General features: G+C 65.2%; 21 protein-coding genes. 14 read left to right on the top strand and 7 right to left on the bottom strand.

Annotation, left to right across the window (positions count from 1 at the left end):
• Positions 1–14: 14 nt before the first annotated feature.
• Positions 15–1,259 (bottom strand): glycosyltransferase, encoded by a 1,245-nt coding sequence (locus BHD06_RS20085; protein WP_080458750.1) that lies wholly within the window; start codon positions 1,257–1,259, stop codon positions 15–17.
• A 151-nt stretch (positions 1,260–1,410) separates the two neighbouring features.
• Between BHD06_RS20085 and leuS the strand changes: the two genes are divergently transcribed.
• From leuS to BHD06_RS20065, 5 genes are all read left to right on the top strand, one after another.
• Complete coding sequence (gene leuS / locus BHD06_RS20080; protein WP_080458749.1) at positions 1,411–3,972, top strand: leucine--tRNA ligase; 2,562 nt, start codon at positions 1,411–1,413, stop codon at positions 3,970–3,972.
• Positions 3,959–4,450, top strand: coding sequence for an LPS assembly lipoprotein LptE (gene lptE / locus BHD06_RS20075; RefSeq protein ID WP_080458748.1), 492 nt, complete (start codon positions 3,959–3,961; stop codon positions 4,448–4,450). The genes leuS and lptE overlap by 14 nt, the downstream gene beginning before the upstream one ends.
• On the top strand, positions 4,447–5,472 hold the full coding sequence (holA, locus tag BHD06_RS20070) for a DNA polymerase III subunit delta (protein ID WP_080458747.1): 1,026 nt from the start codon (positions 4,447–4,449) through the stop codon (positions 5,470–5,472). Before lptE ends, holA begins: the two co-directional genes overlap by 4 nt.
• A gap of 435 nt (positions 5,473–5,907) precedes the next feature.
• The gene (locus BHD06_RS23880; RefSeq protein WP_176214421.1) at positions 5,908–6,081 is read left to right on the top strand and encodes a hypothetical protein; all 174 of its coding nucleotides are present in this window, start codon (positions 5,908–5,910) and stop codon (positions 6,079–6,081) included.
• A 597-nt stretch (positions 6,082–6,678) separates the two neighbouring features.
• Complete coding sequence (locus BHD06_RS20065; RefSeq protein ID WP_080458746.1) at positions 6,679–7,266, top strand: glutathione S-transferase family protein; 588 nt, start codon at positions 6,679–6,681, stop codon at positions 7,264–7,266.
• On the opposite strand, the gene BHD06_RS20060 is transcribed toward BHD06_RS20065, so the two are convergent.
• The gene (locus tag BHD06_RS20060; RefSeq protein ID WP_080458745.1) at positions 7,242–8,417 is read right to left on the bottom strand and encodes a TIGR03862 family flavoprotein; all 1,176 of its coding nucleotides are present in this window, start codon (positions 8,415–8,417) and stop codon (positions 7,242–7,244) included. The genes BHD06_RS20065 and BHD06_RS20060 overlap by 25 nt on opposite strands.
• Positions 8,414–9,733 (bottom strand): mechanosensitive ion channel family protein, encoded by a 1,320-nt coding sequence (locus BHD06_RS20055; RefSeq protein ID WP_080458744.1) that lies wholly within the window; start codon positions 9,731–9,733, stop codon positions 8,414–8,416. The genes BHD06_RS20060 and BHD06_RS20055 overlap by 4 nt, the downstream gene beginning before the upstream one ends.
• Before the next feature lie 71 nt (positions 9,734–9,804).
• Here BHD06_RS20055 and BHD06_RS20050 point away from each other — a divergent pair, with 71 nt between their 5' ends.
• Positions 9,805–10,116 (top strand): HNH endonuclease, encoded by a 312-nt coding sequence (locus BHD06_RS20050; RefSeq protein ID WP_080458765.1) that lies wholly within the window; start codon positions 9,805–9,807, stop codon positions 10,114–10,116.
• Positions 10,117–10,138: 22 nt separating this feature from the next.
• On the opposite strand, the gene BHD06_RS20045 is transcribed toward BHD06_RS20050, so the two are convergent.
• Together BHD06_RS20045 and BHD06_RS20040 are read right to left on the bottom strand one after the other, a co-directional pair.
• Complete coding sequence (locus BHD06_RS20045; RefSeq protein ID WP_080458743.1) at positions 10,139–10,756, bottom strand: enoyl-CoA hydratase/isomerase family protein; 618 nt, start codon at positions 10,754–10,756, stop codon at positions 10,139–10,141.
• Positions 10,753–11,502 carry an SDR family oxidoreductase gene (locus tag BHD06_RS20040; protein WP_080458742.1) on the bottom strand — a complete coding sequence of 250 codons (750 nt, stop codon included), beginning with the start codon at positions 11,500–11,502 and terminating at the stop codon, positions 10,753–10,755. Before BHD06_RS20040 ends, BHD06_RS20045 begins: the two co-directional genes overlap by 4 nt.
• Positions 11,503–11,655: 153 nt before the next feature.
• On the opposite strand from BHD06_RS20040, the gene BHD06_RS20035 reads away from it, so the two are divergent.
• Positions 11,656–13,176: a DUF2125 domain-containing protein gene (locus tag BHD06_RS20035; RefSeq protein WP_080458741.1), complete on the top strand. Its 1,521-nt coding sequence runs from the start codon at positions 11,656–11,658 to the stop codon at positions 13,174–13,176.
• A gap of 162 nt (positions 13,177–13,338) precedes the next feature.
• Here BHD06_RS20035 and BHD06_RS20030 read toward each other — a convergent pair whose 3' ends face one another.
• Positions 13,339–13,530, bottom strand: coding sequence for a hypothetical protein (locus BHD06_RS20030; RefSeq protein WP_080458740.1), 192 nt, complete (start codon positions 13,528–13,530; stop codon positions 13,339–13,341).
• 56 nt (positions 13,531–13,586) lie between these two features.
• Between BHD06_RS20030 and BHD06_RS20025 the strand changes: the two genes are divergently transcribed.
• The 3 genes from BHD06_RS20025 to BHD06_RS20015 all read left to right on the top strand — a co-directional run bounded on the left by BHD06_RS20025 (position 13,587) and on the right by BHD06_RS20015 (position 16,699).
• Positions 13,587–14,933 (top strand): TldD/PmbA family protein, encoded by a 1,347-nt coding sequence (locus BHD06_RS20025; RefSeq protein ID WP_080458739.1) that lies wholly within the window; start codon positions 13,587–13,589, stop codon positions 14,931–14,933.
• Entirely contained in the window at positions 14,920–15,699 is a 780-nt protein-coding gene (locus tag BHD06_RS20020; RefSeq protein WP_080458738.1) for a 3'(2'),5'-bisphosphate nucleotidase CysQ, read from the top strand. The genes BHD06_RS20025 and BHD06_RS20020 overlap by 14 nt, the downstream gene beginning before the upstream one ends.
• A 79-nt stretch (positions 15,700–15,778) precedes the next feature.
• On the top strand, positions 15,779–16,699 hold the full coding sequence (locus tag BHD06_RS20015; protein ID WP_080458737.1) for a DMT family transporter: 921 nt from the start codon (positions 15,779–15,781) through the stop codon (positions 16,697–16,699).
• On the opposite strand, the gene BHD06_RS20010 is transcribed toward BHD06_RS20015, so the two are convergent.
• The gene (locus tag BHD06_RS20010) at positions 16,638–17,456 is read right to left on the bottom strand and encodes a putative rhamnosyl transferase (RefSeq protein ID WP_080458764.1); all 819 of its coding nucleotides are present in this window, start codon (positions 17,454–17,456) and stop codon (positions 16,638–16,640) included. The two genes, BHD06_RS20015 and BHD06_RS20010, sit on opposite strands and share 62 nt — an antisense overlap.
• Positions 17,457–17,804: 348 nt before the next feature.
• Between BHD06_RS20010 and rpsL the strand changes: the two genes are divergently transcribed.
• From rpsL to BHD06_RS19990, 4 genes are all read left to right on the top strand, one after another.
• Positions 17,805–18,176, top strand: a complete 372-nt coding sequence (rpsL, locus tag BHD06_RS20005) for a 30S ribosomal protein S12 (RefSeq protein ID WP_008281863.1) — start codon at positions 17,805–17,807, stop codon at positions 18,174–18,176.
• Positions 18,177–18,239: 63 nt separating this feature from the next.
• Entirely contained in the window at positions 18,240–18,710 is a 471-nt protein-coding gene (gene rpsG, locus BHD06_RS20000; protein WP_080458736.1) for a 30S ribosomal protein S7, read from the top strand.
• Between the two features lie 21 nt (positions 18,711–18,731).
• A complete protein-coding gene (fusA, locus tag BHD06_RS19995) occupies positions 18,732–20,855 on the top strand; it encodes an elongation factor G (protein WP_080458735.1) in 2,124 nt (707 codons plus the stop codon).
• 86 nt (positions 20,856–20,941) lie between these two features.
• The coding region (locus BHD06_RS19990; protein WP_254892495.1) for a GTP-binding protein at positions 20,942–21,060 on the top strand (119 nt) is incomplete at its 3' end.

Genomic DNA, 21,060 nt, shown 5'->3' with positions numbered 1-21,060 from the left:
GTCCGGCACGCGCGTCATGCCGTCGCCGCCGCCACCTCACGCACCCACGCCACCTGACGCGGCAGGCAGATGGTTTGCAGATCATAACGCGCGCGGATCCGATCGCGGGCGGTCTGTCCCAAACGTCGTCGCGCGCCATCGTCCTCAAGCAGCGCGCAGATCTCGTTTACCAGCGCATCGCCGTCGAAGAAATCCACCAGCCGCCCGGTTTCGTCATGGGTGATGACCTCGCGCACCGGCTCGGTATCGCCCGCCACGATGGCCGCGCCACAACTCATCGCCTCCATCAGTGACCAGCTGAGCACGAACGGATAGGTCAGGTAGACATGCACGCGGCTGACCTGCAACAGGCGCAGAAAGCGGTCATAGGGGATGCGCCCAAGGAAATGCACGCGCGCCCAGTCCGCATCGGGGATCTGCCCGCGCACCTCGTCGATGAAGATCTGCTTCCAGGTCTCCCCGCTCGGGGGGCGCGCGCCATAGCTCACCTCGTCACCGCCGACGATCAGCACCGTGGCACTAGGCCGTTCGCGCAGCAGGCGCGGCAGCGCGCGCATGAAGACGTGGTAACCGCGATAGGGCTCGAGGTTGCGGTTTACGAAGGTGATCACCTCGTCGTCGCGGCTGAGCGTTCCTGCGCCCTCCACCTCCAGCTGGACATCGGGCAGGGGGCAGGCGGTGAGCGTGTCAATGCCGTCATGGCTGACGGTGATGCGGTCGCGGAACGGCTGCGGAAAGGTGTCGGCCTGAAACCGGGTCGGGCTGATCCCGGCATGTCCCTGCTCGAAATGCAGGTGGTTGTTGAGATTCTTCATCCGGATGCGCAGGGCCTCGGTCTCGGGCGTCTTGCTGGCGAACTCCGGATCGAAGTTGAGATGCGGCCAGCCGGCGAGGTGATAGAGCTCGCAATAGAGCCCCATACGCGCCGCGGGCCAGACATCGCGCAGGAAAAGCGATTCGCCCCAGCCGGGATGCGCGAGAATGAGATCGGGCACATATCCCTTGTCCCGCAAGGCGCAGGCCGCGTGATAGCACGCCTCGCCGCGCGTCACCTTGGTATCGAGATCGACCAGCCAGGGGTGCAGCTTCTGCCCCTCGCGCTTGGGCAGGCCATAGGGGATCACGCGCACCCCCTGCCAGGTTGTGGCCTTCTTCACCCGCAGCGTCAGCGCCACGCAATGATGCCCCTGTCGGGCGAGAAGCGGGGCCAGATGCTTGTACTGGCCGGGGAAATTCTGATGGATGAAAAGGATCTTCATGGATATGCCCGTCTTGTGGCCCTGACAGGCTTATAGTCACGCCGGGCCAGCCCCGCAAAGCCCTGCATTTTTGTTGGCGGAGTCTGGACCCGCCCCACACAAGCGCCTATCACCCGTTCCAACAACTGACAGAGCAAGAGAGGCCCGGCCCATGTCGCGCTATGCACCGGCGGAAATCGAAGCGAAATGGCAACAGGCGTGGCAGGAGGCCGAGATCTTCCGCGCCCGCCGGGATGAGGCCAGGCCGAAATATTACGTGCTGGAAATGTTCCCCTATCCGTCGGGGCGCATCCATATGGGCCATGTGCGCAATTACACGATGGGTGACGTGGTGGCGCGCTACAAGCTGTCGACCGGCCATAACGTGCTGCACCCGATGGGATGGGACGCGTTCGGCATGCCCGCCGAGAATGCGGCTATGGCGAGCGGGGGCCACCCCAAGGACTGGACCTACGCCAATATCGCCACCATGCGTGACCAGATGAAGCCCCTGGGCCTCAGCATCGACTGGAGCCGGGAATTCGCCACCTGCGACCCGGAATATTACGGCCAGCAACAGGCGCTGTTTCTGGATTTCCTCGAAAAAGGCTTGGTTTACCGCAAGAACGCCGTGGTGAACTGGGACCCGGTCGATATGACCGTGCTCGCCAACGAGCAGGTGATAGACGGCAAGGGCTGGCGCTCTGGTGCCGAGGTGGAGCGGCGCGAATTGACGCAATGGTTCTTCCGTATCTCGGATTTTTCCGAGGAGTTGTTGGAGGCTTTGGACAGCCTCGACGACTGGCCCGCCAAGGTGCGGACGATGCAGGAAAACTGGATCGGCAAGTCGCGCGGGCTGCAATTCGCCTTTGGCCTGAATGACGGGCCTGACGGGCATGACCGGGTGGAGGTCTATACGACACGCCCCGACACGCTGATGGGCGCGTCCTTTATCGGCATATCGCCCGATCACCCGCTGGCGCGCCAATTGGAGCGTGAGCGCGAGGATGTGGCGGCGTTCTGCGCCGAGGCGCGCAAGGGCGGCACCACCGCCGAGGCCATCGAGAAGGCCGAAAAGCTCGGGTTCGACACCGGCCTGACCTGCCGCCATCCGTTCGACACGGCCTGGGATCTGCCGGTCTATATCGCCAATTTCATCCTGATGGATTACGGCACTGGCGCGATCTTTGGGTGTCCCGGCCACGATCAGCGCGACCATGATTTCGCGCGCAAATACGACCTGCCGATCATCGACACCTTTCTGCCGCTTGACGCCGAACACGACATCGAAGCCGCGCCTTACGTGCCGCTGAAATCCGAGCGCGTGCGCTACACGCGGCTGGTGGCGGGCGACGAAGAGCAGACCGGCGACGCAGGTGTCGAGGCGGCGATTGATTTCTGTGAAGCCAATGGCGTGGGGCAGGGTGTGACCAAGTTTCGCCTGCGCGATTGGGGCCTCAGCCGACAACGCTATTGGGGCTGTCCCATTCCGGTGGTGCATTGCGATGCCTGCGGCGTGGTGCCCGAGAAGAAAGAGAACCTGCCGGTGCAACTGCCCTATGACGAGGGCGGCACGCCGATTGATTTCTCTATCCCCGGAAACCCGCTCGACCGGCATCCGACATGGCGTGAGTGTGCCTGCCCCGCCTGTGGTGCGTCCGCCCGGCGCGAGACCGACACGATGGATACCTTCGTGGATTCGAGCTGGTATTACGCCCGCTTCACCGCGCCCCGCGCCGAGACGCCCACGGACATGGCCGAGGCCGAGTACTGGATGAACGTGGACCAGTATATCGGCGGGATCGAGCATGCGATTTTGCATCTGCTTTATTCCCGCTTTTTCGCCCGCGCGATGCATATCTGCGGGCACCTGCCCGAAAAGGCGATAGAGCCATTCGATGCGCTGTTCACGCAAGGCATGGTGACGCATGAGATTTACCAGACGCGGGATGCGAAGGGCCGCCCTGTCTATCATCTGCCCGAAGAGGTTGCCGATGGACGGTTGGCCGACGGCACGGAGGTAGAAATCATCCCCTCGGCCAAGATGTCGAAATCCAAGAAAAACGTGGTCGATCCCTCGACCATCATCAGCCAATACGGCGCCGATACCGCGCGTTGGTTCGTCCTGAGCGACAGCCCGCCTGAGCGGGACGTGGAATGGACCGCCTCGGGCGCCGAGGCCGCGCATCGCCACCTTGCCCGCGTCTGGCGCATCGCCTCCGAGATCGCGCAGAGCCCGGCAGAGCCCGCGCCCGAGGCCGACGAGGCGCTCTTGCGCGAGATGCACAAGACCATCGACGAGGTGACCAAGGGCGTTGACAGTTTCGGCTTCAACGCCGCCATCGCGCGGCTCTATGCCTTTACCAACACGCTGGCGAAATCGCAGGCAGGGCAGGCGGCCAAGATCACTGCCGCGCGCACGCTGGCGCAACTGATGTCGCCGATGACGCCGCATCTGGCCGAGGATGTCTGGGCGAGACTGGGAGGTGAGGGTCTGGTGGCCAAGGCCCCCTGGCCCAAAGCCGACCCTGCCATGCTGATCGACGAGACGGTGATCCTGCCCATCCAGATCAACGGCAAACGCCGGGGAGAGCTGTCGCTGCCTGCCGATATGGACAAATCCGAGGTTGAAAAAGCCGCGCTGGCACATGAAGCTGTGCAAAAGGCCCTGAACGGAGGGCAACCCAAGAAGGTGATCGTGGTGCCGGGACGGATTGTGAATGTCGTCGTATAGCCGCCGCCTCCTGCTCTGCGCGGGGCTGGCCCTGCTGGCAGGCTGCGGCTTTGCGCCGGTCTACGGGCCAGGCGGCAGCGGCACCGCGCTCATGGGGCGGGTGGAGGTGACCGAACCGGACACGCGCGCGGGTTTCCTTCTGACCCGCGAGCTTGAGAGCCGCCTTGGCCGGGCCTCGGGGGCGCGCTACGAGTTGCGGCCGCGCATTGCCCTCGCCACCGAGGCCATCGCCATCGACCGCACCAACGTCTCGTCGCGGTTCAACATGCTGGGCCGGGTGCATTACGCGCTGCTCGACCGGGAGACCGGAGCGAGCGTGACAACCGGCGTGGTCGAGAACTTCACCGCCTTTTCCGCGGCGGGAACCCCGGTGGCGACGCAGGCCGCCGAACGCGATGCCGAGGTGCGGCTGATGACCATCCTCGCCGATCAACTCGTGACCCGTCTGATCGCCACCACCCCCGATCTGGCGCAATGAAGCTGAGCACGCGCGACGCGGCCCGTTATTTCGCTAAGCCCGAGGCGCATCGCGCGGGGTTGTTGATCTTTGGGCCCGACGCGATGCGGGTTGCGCTGAAACGCCAGCAGGTGATCGCGGCGCTGCTTGGTCCCGACGCGGAAGAGGAGATGCGCCTGACCCGGATGTCCGGCGGGGACCTGCGCAAGGATGCCGCGCGGCTGATGGATGCGGTCAAGGCGCAGGGGTTCTTTCCGGGGCCGCGCGCGGCCTTTGTCGAGGACGCTAATGACGCTGCGGCAGATGCGATTTTGGCCGCGCTGAGCGACTGGCAGGAGGGCGATGCGCAGATCATCGTCACCGCAGGCCAACTCAAGGCCACCTCGAAGATCCGCAAGGCGTTCGAGGCGCACCCCAATGCCTATGCCGTCGGAATTTATGACGAACCGCCCTCGCGAGAAGAGATCGAGCGGGTGCTGGGAGAGGCCGGTCTGCGCGACATTCCCGGGCCGGTGATGAATGACCTCACGGCGCTCGCCCGCGATCTCGACCCCGGGGATTTCCGGCAGACGATGGAGAAGCTGGCGCTCTACAAGCTGGGCGAGGACGGCGCGCTGTCGGCCGAAGATATCGCCGCCTGCGCGCCCGCCTCGACCGAGGCTGATCTCGACGACATCCTCAATATCGTGGCCGAGGGGCGCTCGGGCGAGATCGGCCCGGTGCTGCGGCGGCTGAAGGCGCAGGGGGTGCAGCCGGTGGGGCTGTGCATCGGCGCGACCCGGCATTTTAGGGGGCTTTACACCGCCGCCTCCGATCCCGGCGGGGCGGCGCAGGGCATCGCCCGCATGCGCCCGCCGGTCTTTGGCCCGCGCCGCGACCGGATGCTGAGGCAGGCGCAGGGCTGGGGGGCAGAGAAGCTGCAACAGGGGCTGACGATCCTCACCGACACCGACCTGCAACTGCGCTCGGCGGCGCAGCGGGCCCCGGAGATGGCCCTGATGGAACGCGCGCTTATCCGGTTGGCGATGCTCGCGGGGCGGTGAGCGGGGTAGGGTGGAGCCCCACCCTACGCGGCGGTGCGAATCGGGGTTAACGCATTGGAAAACGGGAAGAGTCCGGGGCGGTATCGCGTCGGTATCCTGTCGGTATTGCGTCGGTGCGGATTTCGGTGGGGGCCGGGCTTAACGCCGCGTGCGCTGGACAGCGGGGGGCGGGCGGGGCAGGGTTTGGGGTGATGAGTGAGAGTGTGGACATAACAGACCGGGAGAGCCTCAAGGCGTGGCTGAAGGATCAGCCGCGCGAGGTGTCGGTGTGGATTGCGTTCCGTGCAGCGGCGCGGGTGTTGCCTGTTTGGTGGGATGCCGTGCTGAGCAAGGAGTGGGCGCGAGAGCAAGAATTGACAGCCTTGCCAGTTTTGCGCAGCCTCCTGATATCTTCGGTCGCTGTCAAATTGCCAACCGAGGATAGCCGAGCGGATCTTGGCGGCGCTCAACGTGGTTGTCGCCTATTGTGGGAAGGTTGCGGATGCGGTGGTGATCTCGGGTGCCAAGATTGGCGGTGGTGCGGTTGGCACGGCGATGCTTGACCATGTGGCGAACAACGGGCGTCTGATGCAGTTTGCCAAGGACTTGCTCGCCTTTGGCGGCGGATGATTGGCGCGGTGGGTTGGAAACCCACCCTACGCCGCATGCATCGGCTGGGGTTCCAGCTCTCTCTTTGCGTACAAGCGTGTCATGGAATGGGGTGAGGTGTGGCCCATTTTGTTGAGAAACTCGACGCCCGAACCAAACAGGCCAAATCGACGGAATTTCTTTCCTCCAACGCCTGGTTTTGAAAATTCTGTTTTCCAAAGCGCCCTTCAGCGGAGCCAAATTCTGGAACTTGCTTACGACTTTAAGCCGCGGGAGTTTATCAACACAATCGGCCTGTAGTTGCCGTTGACGCACCCCGCGCGAAACGCACCGAAGGTGCCGCGCGATCGCCGGGCCGTCCCGCGGCCTGGCGATTTGATAGGGCGCGCAACGTGTTGAGTTTTGAATAACTTGGCTGGGATAAAGTACCCGCCACAACCGTTGCATCGCCAGTCCCCGGCCCTGCGACCGCGCGGCACCTTCTGGCGGGGGGCTATGGCCGCTTCAAGCCATTCACGACCACGCCTGCACAGGCGCGCATGACCCGCCCTGCCGCCGTTGCCTTCGCCCGCCCTTTGGGCAATGGTGCCGCACATCAAATGGAACGGGGACAATCTCATGTATGACGTTATCGGATCGCGGGCCAGCCGTGCCTTTCGTGTGCTCTGGCTGCTGGAGGAAATGGGGGTGGAGTACAATCATCTGCCCGTCGCCCCGCGCTCGGCCGAGGCGCTGGCGGTGAACCCGTCGGGCAAGATTCCGGCGCTGCGGGAGGGCGATCAGGTGCTGACCGATTCCAGTGCGATCATGACCTATCTTGCGGACAAGCATGGCCGGATGACGCATCCTGCGGGCACGCCTGCCCGTGCGCGTCAGGATGCGCTGACGCATCAGATACTCGACGAGATCGACGCAGTGCTGTGGACGGCGGCGCGGCATTCCTTCGTGCTGCCCGAAGAGCACCGGGTGCCTGCGGTCAAGGAGTCGCTCAAATGGGAGTATGAGCGAAATATCAATGGGTTGGAGGCCATGCTCGCGGGTCCGTTCCTGCAGGGTGAGACCATGACCATCGCCGATATCCTGCTGGCGCATTGCCTGATGTGGGCGGGCAAGGCGGGCTTTCCGGAGCCGCCCGCGCGGTTGGCGGCGTATCTCGATGCGATGATGGCGCGGCCCGGATTTCAGCGGGCGGCGGCGCTGCCCTGAGCGCAGGCCGCCGCGTGGCGACCGGCCCAGAGGCCGGTGGCAAGGCAGGCGGTCAGCAGGTAGCCGCCGGTGGGGGCCTCCCAGTCGAGCATTTCACCGGCGGCGAAGGTGCCGGGGCGTGCGCGCAGCATCAGGTCGTCGGTCAGAGCGTCAAAGCGCAGGCCGCCTGCGGTGGAAATCGCCTCGTCCATCGGGCAGGGGCCGAGGAGGGGGACGGGCAGTGCCTTGAGTGCCGTGGGCAGGTCTGGGGTGGTGCGGGCGAATTCCATCACCAGCGCGAGTTTTGTCGAATCGAGGGTGAGCGCCTTGCGCAGGCGGTTTTTCAGGCTGTCGCGGGGGCGTGCCTTGGCCAGTCGTGCGGCGATTTGCGCGGCTGATAGGTCGGGCGCGAGGTCGAGCGTGAGGGGGGCGCCGTCGCGCAGGGCGGCGCTTATCTCGTAGAGGCCGCCGCCTTCTAGCCCAGTGGCGGAGATCACGCATTCACCGCGCGAGCAGGCGGGGCCTGCGTGCAGGGCGATGCCTTTGACGGGTTGGCCGAAATGTGGGGTCATATGCGGTGACCAGTCCACGAGAAAGCCCATGTTGGCGGGGTGGAACGGGACGAGCGTGTCGGGGGCGAGATGCGCGCTCCATGCGCCATCGGAGCCGAGCCGTGCCCAGCTTGCGCCGCCGCAGGCGAGCACGGTAACGGTGGGGGTGAGGCGCTGTGGAGCGTCGGGGGTGTCGAAGAGGACCGCTGCGCCATCCCATCCGGTCCAGCGCCAGCGGGTGCGGGTCTCTACCCCGAGGTCACGCAATTCGGCCAGCATGCTGCGCAGGAGCGGCGAGGCCTTCATCACCTTTGGAAAGACCCGGCCGGTAGAGCCGGTGAAGAGCGTCTGACCATGCTCGCGCGCCCAGTCCTGCACCGCGTCCGGCCCGAAGGCGGTGAGCATCGGGCGCAGGGTCTCGGCTTGGGTGCCGTAGGCATGGAGAAAGTCTTCGAAGGGTTCATCCTTGGTCAGGTTCAGCCCGGATTTCCCGGCCATCAGGAATTTGCGGGCCACCGAGGGTTTGGCCTCGGCCAGCGTCACGCGCAGCCCTGCGCGCGCGAGTTCCCGTGCAGCCATGAGGCCCGCCGGCCCGGCCCCGATGACGAGCGCGTCGGTCATGCGGGCTGCGGCAATCCGACATGATGCAGCACGCGCTGCGGGTAGGGGATCTCGATGCCCCCGGCCTTGAGCGCGTTCCAGATCGCGAAGAGCACGTCGGACTGGTATTTGCCGGTGACGTCCTCGATCCCTTCGACCCAATATTCGACCGAGAAGTTCACGCCACTATCGGCGAAGGCCTTGAGCTCGCATTCCGGCGCGCGCTCGCCTTCGGTGAGGACAAAATCGAGCGCGGCGACAACGGGCTCAATCAGGGCGGGGATGCGGTTGATGTCGGTGTCGTAGCTGACCGAGAAATCGGCCTCGTAGCGGTGTTGCGCGCCCGCGTCGGAGAAATTTACCACGCGGGAGGTGATGAAATCCTCGTTCGGGACCACGATCCAGCGGCCATCGACGGTTTCGAGAATGGCGGCACGAGCGGTCATCTTGACGATAGTACCTTCGGAGCCATCGTCGAGGGTCACGTAATCACCCACGGTTGTCTGCCCCTCCAGCAGCAGGATCACGCCGGAGACGAAATTGGCGGCAATTTGCTGTAGCCCGAGGCCGATGCCGACGCCGAGCGCGCCGCCGAGGACGGCGATGGCGGTGAGGTCGATGCCCATGATCGACATCAGGAGCAGGAAGGCCGCGCCGAAAATTGCGATCTGGCTGGCCTTCATCGCCAGTTCGCGGGTGGCGGGGCGCAGGTCTTGCTGACGGCGGATGAAGTCCTCGGATTGACTGTTGGACCAGCGGCCAAGCCAGAAGAGGAGCGCGCCCGAGACGGCGCCGCGAATGAGCGCCAGTGCAGAGAAGCTGATATTGCCGAGATCGACCGATATGGCCGCGAGCCGGTCGTTGGCGAGCCCCAGAAGATCGAAGAGATAGAGCAGCGCGACGGGCATGAGGATGAGGCGGCCCAGAACCTTGAGGAACGGGTCGGTGACGATCTCACGCACCAGAACGCGGGCGGCGAGGACCATGAACAGCCTTTTGCCGAAGGCGATCACGTCGCCCGAGCCGAAGACCTGCCGCGTCACGCTCTCGCCGATGCCGGTGAGGCCGTAGGCCAGAAGCGGCATCAGGAGCGGCAGGAACATCAGCACGAAGCGGCGGCCCGAGGCGATCGGCCCGTCTTGGCCAGCGGCGGGGGTCAGCAGGCGGGTGAGCGCGGGGCGTATCCGCCCGGTGATCAGCACGGCCAGCAGCCAGGCTGCCACCAGCAGCGCGAATTGCGACCATGCCGCCGGGCTGAGCAGCCAGACCCTGGCCATGTCCCAGCCCTGCAGGCCGTAGCCGATGGCTGTCTGCACGATCTCCGGTTGACCCTCCATCACACGCCCCTTGCCCTCTTGATCCTTTGTGCCAGTCTCTTGCCCGCAGCGCTGCAAAGGATCAAGACAAACTGACCGAGGACCCGATATGCTCACTCTGTCAGCGGCCCATTCCGCCCGATGCCCGTCCGCCCGATGCCCGGCAGAGCCTGCATCACCTTGTGCCCAAGCTGAAGGGCGGCAAGGGCGGGCCGGTCGTGCGCCTGCACCAGATCTGTCACAACGAGATACACGCGACGCTGAAGGAAGCGGAACTGGCGCGAGAGTTCAATACAGTTGAGGCGCTGCGCGCGCATCCGCGTTTGGCGAGGTTCATCGCATGGGTGGGCCGCCGCCCGCCGGAGTTTCATTCGAAAACGCCGGGTCGCAGGCGCAAGCGGTGAGGGGCGTCAGCGTCCTGCGCGTTCAGAGCCGGCAGAGCGCCTTGATCCCCGCCACATGGGCTGGGCTGGCGGCGAGCGCGTCAGCGGCGAGGGCGCGGGCGGTGTCGAGCACGCTCTCGCCCTCGGGGGTGATTCGGTCGAACAGGCCCCAGGCGAGCGCGGTCTCTGAGTCGATCTTCTGTCCGGCCATGAGGATCATCCGGGCGCGGGCCGGGCCGATCAATGCGCTTAGGCGGGCGGGGTCGCTGGGCTGCGGCAGGAAGCCCAGTTTCATCACCGGGTAGAACGCCCCGGCCCCCGGAACGGCGATGCGGATGTCGCAGGCCAGCGCCATGCCCATCGCTCCGCCCGCCACCGTGCCGTTGAGCGCGGCGATGCTGAGGCCGGGAAAGGCGGCGATGGCGCTTGAGAGACGTTCCCAGACCGGGCTGGTGGCGAGGCCCGCGCGAGCGGCCTCGAGATCGGCCCCGGCGGAGAACACCTTGCCCGCGCCGGTGAGCACGAAGACCTGCGCCTGAAGGGCTGCGGCCTCGGCGATGTCGGCGAGGTCCGACAGCATCGCCCCGGTCAGCGCGTTGGCCTTGTCGGGGCGGTCGAGCGTGGCGATCCAGAGGCCGCCGTCCTTGTCGAGCCGGATCATCCGAGGCCGATCCTGCGGCGGATATCCTCGTCGCGCAGGGAAATCTCCTGCCCCAGAAACTCGTCCGCCTCGGGGCTGCACATCCACAAGAGCGCTCTGGCGGGCCAGTCGGCGGGGATGTGGTCGGACCAGTCGAGCGCGCTTACGGGGTTGACGCCGCTGGCCTTGATCTCGCGCTGCATGTCGGTGGCCACCGTGCCGGGCGACAGGCCCATGATCCGCAGCCCCGCACCGCGCGCCTCGTGATCGGCGCAGCGGGTGAGCATCGCCGCCCCGGCCTTGGAGGTGCAATAGGCGCTCCAGCCTTCCAGCGGGTTATGCGCCGCGCCGGAACTGACGGTGAGGACGGTGCCGCTGCCGCGCTGGGTCATGCTGGGCATGGCGGCGTGCATGCCGTTGAAGACGCCCTTGAGGTTGATGTCGATGGCATGGCCCCATGCGCCGGGGTCGACCTCGGTCAGACCGCCGATAGGCTCGACTACGCCCGCGTTGTTGATCAGCACGTCGAGCTGGCCAAAGGCGGTGTGGCAGGCCTCGACCGCGGCCTCCATTTCCCAGTAGCGGCTGACGTCGCAGGGGATGGCGATTGCGCTGGGCCCGATCTCGCCTGCGAGATCGGCGATGGCGTCGCGATTGCGCGCCACAAGCGCGACATTGGCCCCCGCTTCGGCGAAGACCCGCGCGGCGGCGGCACCGATGCCTTTGCTCGCGCCGGTGATCAGAACGCATTTGCCTTGCATGGTCATGGCTTGCCCCCTTTGGCCCTGTGATACTTGCCCTGTGATACGGGGCCTTGCATAACGGCGCGCGCGGCGAAGTTCCAGCGACATCCTCCCTTGACCCCGAGCACCCGACGACCGAAGTTATCGGCAACCCGGATTTCGAAAAAGGTGCCTTCAATGTCCTATCCTCGCCCGCTCGCCGCCTCGGCCCTCATTCTCGGTTTCAGTGGCACTGCCGCGCTGGCCGATCTTACCGCCGATCAGGTCTGGCAGGACTGGACGACCTATCTGGAGGAGTTCGGATACCGGGTCTCCGCCGACGAAAGCCGATCCGGTGACACGCTGACGATCCGCGATCTGGCGATGGAAATGGCATTGCCCGAGGATGAGGGCGCGGTATCGATGCGGATGGGGCAGGTGGAGTTTGTCGAGAACGGGGACGGGACCGTGTCGGTGGTGCTGCCCGAGACGATGCCGATCGCGATTGCCGCCTCGGATGACGAGGCGCAGCAGATGACGGCGACGATGGAGGTGACGCATCAGGGGCTTGCGATGGTTGTCTCAGGCACGGCCGAGGCGATGCAATACAGCTATGACGCGGAGGTGCTGACCATGGCGCTGACCGATCTTCAGGCCGGGGAGGAGACGCCCGAAATTCGCGCGGCGCAAATCCGGCTGGAGGATCTCAGCGGCTCCAGCAGCACGGCGCAGGGCGAGACGACGCGCGCGATGCAGCAGAACCTGACCGCCGGTCCGGTCACCTATGAGCTGGATTTCACCGATCCGGTAGAGGGCGGGACGCTGGTCTTTTCGGGCTCATTGGCGCAAGCGACATTCGCCGGTGCGGGCGCGATCCCCGACAGTTTCGATGCCGAGGATATGGCCGCCGCCCTGCGCGCCGGGTTCCAGTTTGACAGCCGGATGGAATACCAGACCGGCAACACCGTCTATCGCTTCGAGGACGATGGCGATGTGCTCGAAGGGGCCAACAGTTCCGACAGTGGCACGCTGACTACCTCGATCGGGTCCGACGGTCTGCGCTATGGCGGCGCGGGCGAGGGGGTGACGATGGCGATCAGCGCCACCGACATGCCGTTCCCGATCAATCTGAGCATGGCGCGGATGGCGTTCGACATGGCCGTGCCGGTGCTCGAGAGCGAGACCATGCAGGATTCCGCGCTCGGGCTTGAGCTGGTCGATTTCACCATGCCGGATCAGCTTTGGTCGATGTTCGATCCCGGCGGGCAATTGCCGCGCGATCCGGCGACGTTGCTGATTGATCTCAGCGGCAAGGGGCGGCTGTTCTTCGATCTGCTTGACCCCGAGCAGGTGGAGCGGATGGAGGACAGCGAGACCGCACCCGGCGAGGTCGAGAGCCTGACCCTCCACAACCTGACGCTGGAGCTTGCCGGGGCGACGTTGACCGGCGAGGGGGCGTTTACCTTTGATCAGAGCGACACGACCAGCTTTGGCGGCGCACCGGCGCCCGAGGGCGCGCTTGATCTGCGCCTTGTGGGCGGCAATGGCCTGTTGGACAAGCTGATTGCAATGGGCCTCGTGCCGCAGGATCAAGCCACGGGCGTTCGCATGATGATGGGGCTTTTCGCGCGTCCCGGCCCGGGCGAGGACGAGCTGGTTTCCAAGATCGAAGTGACCGAGGACGGGCAGGTTCTGGCCAACGGGCAGCGGCTGAAGTAAGCGGCGCGCGGGCTCAGGCCGGGTGTGGATCCTCCAGCACCGCCGCACGTTCGCGGATGCGCGGCGGCTGCAAGACCAGCGCCGGCGCGCCCGCCCGAGCATGGCCTGCGCGAGGTCTGCGCGAGCAGGAGTGCCACGAAAAAGCCCCAGGAACCCGAGGCCCTAGATCAGCCCGACGGCGGTGTCGGACATCGCGAATGTCGCATTGAATTCGGGCACGAACAGGCCGAAGCCCATGCGACCGGGGCCGAAGCTTATGGCGGTTGCGGCGAGACCGGCGGCGCACGGGCCGATGTGTGGCCCGGTCGAAATATCCGCAAGAGCCGGGGCGCGGCGCGGCTTTTCGCGTGGCATGGACTTGCACCATGGGCCGGGCCGGTCTACCTGAGTGCGGCATTCAGGAGACGCCCATGCCACAATCGCTCGATGATCTGTCCCACGCCCTGATCGATGCCGCGCTGAAAGCGGGGGCACAGGCGGCGGATGCCGTCGCGATCCGGGGTCAGTCGGTGATCGTCGATATGCGCGGCGGCACGCTGGAGCAGGCCGAGCGCGCCGAGGGCACCGATATCGGGCTGCGCGTGCTGATCGGCGGGCGACAGGCCAATGTCTCGGCCTCCGATACAAGGCCCGAGACGATCGAGGCGCTGGCGACCCGTGCGGTGGCGATGGCGCGCGAGGCGCCTGAGGACCCCTATGCCGGGCTGGCGGCACCGGAAGAGTTGGCCCGCGATTGGGATCTGGCGGCGCTGGAACTGTGCGACCCGGCGGCGGAGCCCGCGCCCGATGCGCTGATGCAGATGGCGCAGGAGGCGGAGGCGGCAGCGCTGCGCGTGACGGGCGTGAGCCAGGTGCAATCGGCCTCTGCGGCCTATTCGCACAATGCCGCGCATATCGCGGCGAGCAACGGGTTTTCGGGCGGCTATGCGCGCACCGATACGGGGCTGTCCTGCGTGGCCATCGGCGGCAGCGGGGCGGGAATGGAGCGCGATTACGACGCCGATAGCCGAGTCTTTGCCAGCGACCTGCGCGGGGCCGAAGAGATTGGGCGCATCGCGGGGGAACGCACGGTCGAGCGGTTGAATGCCCGCCGTCCGCGCACCGGGGCCTATCCGGTGCTGTTCGACGAGCGCGTCGCGTCCTCGCTGATCGGGCATCTTCTAGCGGCGGCAAGTGGCGCGTCGGTGGCGCGGGGATCATCCTGGCTGATGAACCGGCTGGGCGAGCAGGTTTTGCCCGACGCGTTGTCGCTGCTGGAGGACCCGCACCGCCCGCGCGCCACCGGATCGCGGCCCTTTGACGCCGAGGGTCTGCCGACCGCCCCGCGCGCGATTGTCGAGAATGGCAGGCTGATGGGCTGGACGCTTGACCTGGCCAATGCCCGCAAGCTGGGGATGCGATCAACCGGCAATGCGTCGCGCGGGACATCCGCGCCGCCGTCGCCCGCGACGTGGAACGTCGCGCTGACGCAAGGGGCGCAGAGCTGCGAGAATCTCATCCGCGAGATGGGCACCGGTCTCATGGTGACGTCGATGATTGGGGCCACGATCAACCCCAATACGGGCGATTATTCGCGAGGGGCTGCCGGGTTCTGGGTCGAGAATGGCGAGATCGCCTATCCGGTCAATGAATGCACCATCGCGGGCAGCCTGCCCGAGATGCTGCGCACGGTGATCCCTGCCAATGACGCGCGCCCGCATCTGAGCCGCGTGGTGCCGTCGCTTCTGGTCGAGGGGCTGACGCTTGCCGGCGAGTGACCTTTCCCTGCTGATCGAGGCCGCGCACGAGGCCGCCGAGATCGCAACACGCTATATCGGCGCACCGCTCGATATCCGCGACAAGCCGGGCGGGGCGGGGCCGGTGACCGAGGCCGATCTGGCGGTCGATGCCGCGCTCAGGCAGATCCTGTGCTCCGCGCGGCCCGACTATGGCTGGCTGTCGGAGGAGACCGAGGACGACGCCGCGCGGCTGGACGCGGAGCGGGTGTTCATCATCGATCCCATCGACGGCACGCGCAGTTTCATCGAGGGCCATGACATCTGGGCGCATTCCATCGCCGTGGCCGAGCGTGGCGTGGTGACGGCGGCAGCGGTCTATCTGCCGATGCGCGACAAGCTCTATGCGGCAGGCGCAGGGCTGGGCGCGACGCTGAACGACGCCCCGATCCGGGCCACAACGCGGGCCGATCTGGGGGGCGCGTCGTTGCTCGCGGCGACGCCCGCCTTTGCGCCCGAGGTCTGGCGCGACGGGCGCGCGCCGGAGGTGAGGCGCGTCTTTCGCCCGTCATTGGCCTATCGCCTGAGCCTTGTGGCGGAAGGGCGCTATGACGCGATGATGACGCTGCGCCCGACCTGGGAATGGGACATCGCGGCGGGCGATCTGATCCTGCGCGAGGCGGGGGCGGTGACATCTGACCGGCGCGCGGCGGCACTGCGGTTCAACAACCCCGTGCCGCGTCTCGACGGGGTGCTGGCGGCCAATCCGGCACTGCACGGCGCGCTGCATGCGGCGCTTGCCGATTGATCTGCGGTTGATCCCCCCTTGTACCCCGACGCGATCCGCGTCTAATGCGCGGGACTTGTGATCAAAAAACAGGCAGACCATGCCCCGTTCCGATAATCTGACCGGCGCGCTCCTGATGATGGGGGCGATGGCGGCGTTCACGATAAACGATGTGATGATCAAGGGCCTGTCGGGGCAGGTGCCGCTGTTTCAGGTGATGTTCCTGCGCGGGGTGGTGACGACCGTGCTGGTGGCGGTGATCGCCTGGCGGATGGGGGCGCTGACCCGCCGCCTGCCGCGCGAGGACCTGTGGCCGGTGTTCTGGCGCATGGTGGGCGAGATCGGCTCGGCCTATTTCTTTGTCTCGGCGCTGTTCAATATGCCGATCGCCAATATCAGCGCGATCATGCAGGCGCTGCCGCTGACGATCACGCTGGCCGCCGCGTTGTTTTTCCGCGAGCCGGTGGGCTGGAAACGGATGTCGGCGATTTTGGCGGGGTTCATCGGCGTGATGCTGATCGTGCGGCCCGGCACCGAAGGGTTCAACGTCTATTCGGTTTACGGCCTGGCGGCGGTCGCCTTTGTCACGCTGCGCGATCTGGCAACGCGCAAGCTGTCACGCGATGTGCCCTCGATGCTGGTGACGCTGATCACGTCGTTTTTCATCACGGTATTCTTTGGTCTGGCGAGCCTGACCGGGGACTGGGCCGCCGTAGACGGGCGCGCCATGCTGCTGATCGGCGGTGCTGCGGTGATGATCATCGGCGGCTATCTTTTTTCGATCATGGTGATGCGGGTGGGCGAGATCGGCTTTGTCGCGCCGTTCCGCTATACCAGCCTGATCTGGGCGCTGATTCTCGGTTGGGTGGTGTTTGGCGACTGGCCGCAGACGACCACGCTGGTGGGGGCGGCGATTGTCGTGGCCTCGGGCCTCTTCACGCTCTACCGCGAGGCGCAGGTCAGTCGGCGGGCACGGGCGGCGCAGAAAAGACAGCTTTCACTTGGTCCTCGTCCACGTTGAACTGACGCTTGAAAAAGGTGCGGTCGGTGTCGGTGAGGGGCTGTAGGCTGCGCGGCGCGAAATTGGCGCCGGAATCGTTGTCGTCATGCTTGGAACGCAGATACATCTTTGGAGTCGGGTTCGAGATCATCGGCATGTCCAGATGTAGCTTGTGATGGCCGTAATTCATCACCGTGCGCGGATCATTGGGGCGAAAGAGGACGGCGAGGCCGCAGGCCCAGAACGGCGTCTGCACTTCTTCGGCAGTGATGCCCTGATCCGAGAGGGCGACCGAGTAGCCGCGATTGTACTCGAACGCGACGGTGCGCCACTTCTTGCGCATGGTTCGGCTGGCCTTGGCGGACCAGCGCAGGCTGCGGGTGAAGCCGACGGCGACGGCGTCGTCATCGTCAAGCCGGAACTGGATCGACTCGTCCTCGTTCTCGCCAAGTTCTTCCTTGATGGCAAGCTGCATGGCGCTGCGGTGGCGCATCGGGGGCTTGGCCACGACCCTGATCTGCGGCACGGCGGCGGTCAGGTCGTGCAGGCGGTCGCGATAGGGTTTCGGCAGGCTCTCGCCCACAACGATGAGAAAGGTGAAGTCGGGGTTCTGCTGGGCGGCGATGGAGGGCAGGGTCAGGCATTCGAAATGCCGGAACCGCAGCTCCATGCGTGCGGGATCATAAAGATAGGCCTCGCGGTCCTCGATGCTGTCATGCATCCGCTTGAACCCGCCCTGCGCGGGGTAGGAGAACCGGCAAATTCCGATGACGCGCATGATGTCGGACACTCCGGACAGGGTGGGTTGGCAGCGTTTCGCCTGTGCGATACATCGCATTCACAAAGGCATTGCGCAAGCACCGGGCGGGCCTGTTGACAACCCTCGCGACTCCCCCTATACGCGCCCCATCCAAGGCAAAGGGGGCCGCCCCACCGCCTGTATCAGAACTGAAGTGGTCAAGATCCGGGTGCGATGCCCCGATCCTCTGGAAACCCACCGCGTCGGACCCGAGATATGGGGTGCGATTGCGGTTTTTGCGTATTGCGGACGCGCAGTGTGCTTTTGATTAACCGCACGGGGCACCTCGTGCAGACACATGTGTTGAGAGACGGGGAAAAAACCGGAATGCCAACGATCCAACAGCTGATCCGCAAGCCGCGGCAGCCGAAAGTCAGAACCACCAAGTCACAGCACCTGCAGGGCTGCCCGCAGAAACGTGGCGTTTGCACGCGCGTCTATACCACGACGCCGAAGAAGCCGAACTCGGCCATGCGGAAGGTTGCCAAGGTGCGCCTGACCAACGGCTTCGAGGTCATCAGCTACATCCCCGGCGAGAGCCACAACCTTCAGGAACACTCGGTTGTCCTGATCCGTGGCGGCCGTGTGAAGGACCTTCCCGGTGTGCGGTATCACATCCTGCGCGGCGTGCTCGACACGCAGGGCGTCAAGGACCGCAAGCAGCGCCGCTCGAAATACGGCGCCAAGCGTCCGAAATAAGGATTTCGGGCGTCCCGGCATCGGTCCGGGGCCTCGCCCGCAGAGGAACAAGAGGAATATCAGATGTCCCGTCGTCACGCCGCTGAAAAACGCGAAATTCTGCCCGACGCCAAGTATGGCGACCGGGTTCTGACCAAGTTCATGAACAACCTGATGGTGGACGGCAAGAAGTCCGCCGCAGAGAAGATCGTCTACAACGCGCTGGAGCGCGTCGAGGGCAAGATCAAGCGCGCGCCGGTGGAAGTGTTCCACGAGGCGCTCGACAACATCAAACCCTCCGTCGAGGTGCGCTCGCGCCGTGTCGGCGGTGCCACCTACCAGGTGCCCGTCGAGGTCCGCCCTGAGCGCCGCGAGGCGCTGGCGATCCGCTGGCTGATCAACGCCTCGCGCTCGCGCAACGAGAACACCATGGAAGAGCGTCTTGCCGGTGAGCTGGTCGACGCTGTCCAGAGCCGCGGCTCGGCCGTGAAAAAGCGCGAAGACACCCACAAGATGGCAGACGCGAACAAAGCGTTCAGCCATTACCGCTGGTAAACCTTTAGAGGTATTTCAATCATGGCACGCGACTATCCGCTCGAACGCTATCGCAACTTCGGCATCATGGCCCATATCGACGCAGGCAAGACCACCTGTTCGGAACGGATCCTGTTTTACACCGGCAAATCCCACAACCTTGGTGAAGTGCACGACGGTGCCGCCACCATGGACTGGATGGAGCAGGAGCAGGAACGCGGGATCACGATCACCTCGGCTGCGACCACGACGTTCTGGCAGTGGCAGGAGGACCCCAGCAAGGAGGGGACCGACGACACCAAGTTCCGGATGAACATCATTGATACGCCCGGCCACGTCGACTTTACCATCGAGGTCGAGCGGTCGCTGGCCGTGCTCGACGGCGCGATCTGCGTGCTGGACGCCAATGCCGGGGTCGAGCCGCAGACCGAGACGGTGTGGCGTCAGGCCGACCGGTACAAGGTGCCGCGCATCGTCTTTGTCAACAAGATGGACAAGATCGGCGCCGATTTCTACAACTGCGTCAAGATGATCGAGGATCGCACCGGTGCGCGGGCCGTGCCCGTGGCGCTGCCGATCGGGGCCGAGACCGAGCTTGAAGGCATCATCGACCTGGTGACCATGGAAGAGTGGACCTGGAAGGGTGAGGATCTGGGCGCGTCCTGGACCCGTCAGCCGATCCGTGACAGCCTCAAGGATACCGCCGACGAGTGGCGCGCCAAGCTCATCGAGAACGCCGTCGAAATGGACGACGACGCGATGATGGAATACCTTGAAGGCAACGAGCCCGACATCCCCACCCTGCGCAGCCTGATCCGCAAGGGCACGCTGTCGCTCAGCTTCGTGCCGGTTCTGGGGGGCTCTGCCTTCAAGAACAAGGGCGTGCAGCCGCTGCTCAACGCCGTGGTCGATTACCTGCCGAGCCCGCTCGATGTGGTCGATTACATGGGCTTCAGCCCCGATGACGAGACCGAGACCCGTGACATCCCGCGCCGTGCGGATGACGCGATGCCGTTCTCGGGCCTCGCGTTCAAGATCATGAACGACCCGTTCGTGGGCTCGCTCACCTTCACGCGCATCTATTCGGGCGTGCTCAAGAAGGGCGACACCGTCCAGAACTCGACCAAGGGCAAGAAAGAGCGCATCGGCCGGATGATGATGATGCACTCCAACAACCGCGAAGAGATCGACGAGGCGTTTGCCGGCGATATCATCGCGCTTGCGGGCCTGAAGGACACCACCACCGGGGACACGCTGTGTGATCCCAAGGCGCAGGTGGTTCTGGAAACCATGACCTTCCCCGACCCGGTGATCGAGATCGCGGTCGAGCCCAGGACCAAGGGCGACCAGGAGAAGATGTCTGCCGGTCTGGCGCGGCTTGCCGCGGAAGATCCGTCTTTCCGCGTCGAAACCGACATGGAGAGCGGCCAGACGATCATGAAGGGCATGGGCGAACTTCACCTCGATATTCTGGTGGACCGTCTCAAGCGCGAATTCAAGGTCGACGCCAATATCGGCGCGCCGCAGGTGGCCTATCGCGAGACCATCGGTCACGAGGTCGAGCATACCTACACCCACAAGAAACAGTCGGGTGGGTCGGGTCAGTTCGCCGAGGTCAAGATGATCATCTCGCCGACCGAGGCGGGCGAAGGCTTCAGCTTCGAGAGCCGCATCGTCGGCGGCGCGGTGCCCAAGGAATACATCCCGGGCGTCGAGAAGGGCATCCGGTCCGTCATGGATAGCGGCCCGCTCGCAGGCTTCCCGGTGATCGACTTCAAGGTCGCGCTGATCGACGGCAAGTTCCACGATGTGGACTCGTCGGTGATGGCGTTCGAGATCGCGGGCCGGATGGGCATGCGCGAAGGTCTGCGCAAGGCCGGCGCCAAACTGCTCGAGCCGATCATGAAGGTCGAGGTGGTGACGCCTGAGGAATATACTGGCAACGTCATCGGCGATCTCACGTCGCGGCGCGGTCAGGTCTCGGGTCAGGAGCCGCGCGGCAACGCCATCGCGATCAATGCGAATGTGCCGCTGGCGAACATGTTCGGCTACATCAACACGCTGCGCTCGATGTCCTCGGGCCGCGCGCAGTTCACGATGCAGTTCTCGCATTACGACCCCGTGCCGCAGAACATCTCGGAAGAGATCCAGTCGAAATACGCATAACCGGGTGGCGGGGAGATCCCCGCCCTACCCAAACCGTAGGGTGGGTGCCAACCCACCATCCGCTTTGACATAAAGGAGCCAAGACCATGGCAAAGGAAAAGTTTGACCGCTCGAAACCGCATGTGAACATCGGCACGATTGGCCATGTTGACCACGGCAAGACGACGCTGACGGCGGCGATCACCAAGTATTTCGGCGATTTCCG

The organism is Roseovarius sp. A-2, from assembly GCF_002072155.1.
GTDB lineage: Bacteria > Pseudomonadota > Alphaproteobacteria > Rhodobacterales > Rhodobacteraceae > Roseovarius.
Note: the sequence above shows the minus strand (reverse complement) of the source record. Positions and strands in the feature narration are given on the sequence as shown.

Excerpts from the sequence above, each read along its gene's own strand:
- BHD06_RS20085 (WP_080458750.1), bottom strand. The coding sequence starts at position 1,259 with ATGAAGATCCTTTTCATCCATCAGAATTTCCCCGGCCAGTACAAGCAT.
- leuS (WP_080458749.1), top strand. The coding sequence starts at position 1,411 with ATGTCGCGCTATGCACCGGCGGAAATCGAAGCGAAATGGCAACAGGCG.
- lptE (WP_080458748.1), top strand. The coding sequence starts at position 3,959 with ATGTCGTCGTATAGCCGCCGCCTCCTGCTCTGCGCGGGGCTGGCCCTG.
- holA (WP_080458747.1), top strand. The coding sequence starts at position 4,447 with ATGAAGCTGAGCACGCGCGACGCGGCCCGTTATTTCGCTAAGCCCGAG.
- BHD06_RS20065 (WP_080458746.1), top strand. The coding sequence starts at position 6,679 with ATGTATGACGTTATCGGATCGCGGGCCAGCCGTGCCTTTCGTGTGCTC.
- BHD06_RS20060 (WP_080458745.1), bottom strand. The coding sequence starts at position 8,417 with ATGACCGACGCGCTCGTCATCGGGGCCGGGCCGGCGGGCCTCATGGCT.
- BHD06_RS20055 (WP_080458744.1), bottom strand. The coding sequence starts at position 9,733 with ATGGAGGGTCAACCGGAGATCGTGCAGACAGCCATCGGCTACGGCCTG.
- BHD06_RS20045 (WP_080458743.1), bottom strand. The coding sequence starts at position 10,756 with ATGATCCGGCTCGACAAGGACGGCGGCCTCTGGATCGCCACGCTCGAC.
- BHD06_RS20040 (WP_080458742.1), bottom strand. The coding sequence starts at position 11,502 with ATGACCATGCAAGGCAAATGCGTTCTGATCACCGGCGCGAGCAAAGGC.
- BHD06_RS20035 (WP_080458741.1), top strand. The coding sequence starts at position 11,656 with ATGTCCTATCCTCGCCCGCTCGCCGCCTCGGCCCTCATTCTCGGTTTC.
- BHD06_RS20030 (WP_080458740.1), bottom strand. The coding sequence starts at position 13,530 with ATGCCACGCGAAAAGCCGCGCCGCGCCCCGGCTCTTGCGGATATTTCG.
- BHD06_RS20025 (WP_080458739.1), top strand. The coding sequence starts at position 13,587 with ATGCCACAATCGCTCGATGATCTGTCCCACGCCCTGATCGATGCCGCG.
- BHD06_RS20015 (WP_080458737.1), top strand. The coding sequence starts at position 15,779 with ATGCCCCGTTCCGATAATCTGACCGGCGCGCTCCTGATGATGGGGGCG.
- BHD06_RS20010 (WP_080458764.1), bottom strand. The coding sequence starts at position 17,456 with ATGCGCGTCATCGGAATTTGCCGGTTCTCCTACCCCGCGCAGGGCGGG.
- rpsL (WP_008281863.1), top strand. The coding sequence starts at position 17,805 with ATGCCAACGATCCAACAGCTGATCCGCAAGCCGCGGCAGCCGAAAGTC.
- rpsG (WP_080458736.1), top strand. The coding sequence starts at position 18,240 with ATGTCCCGTCGTCACGCCGCTGAAAAACGCGAAATTCTGCCCGACGCC.
- fusA (WP_080458735.1), top strand. The coding sequence starts at position 18,732 with ATGGCACGCGACTATCCGCTCGAACGCTATCGCAACTTCGGCATCATG.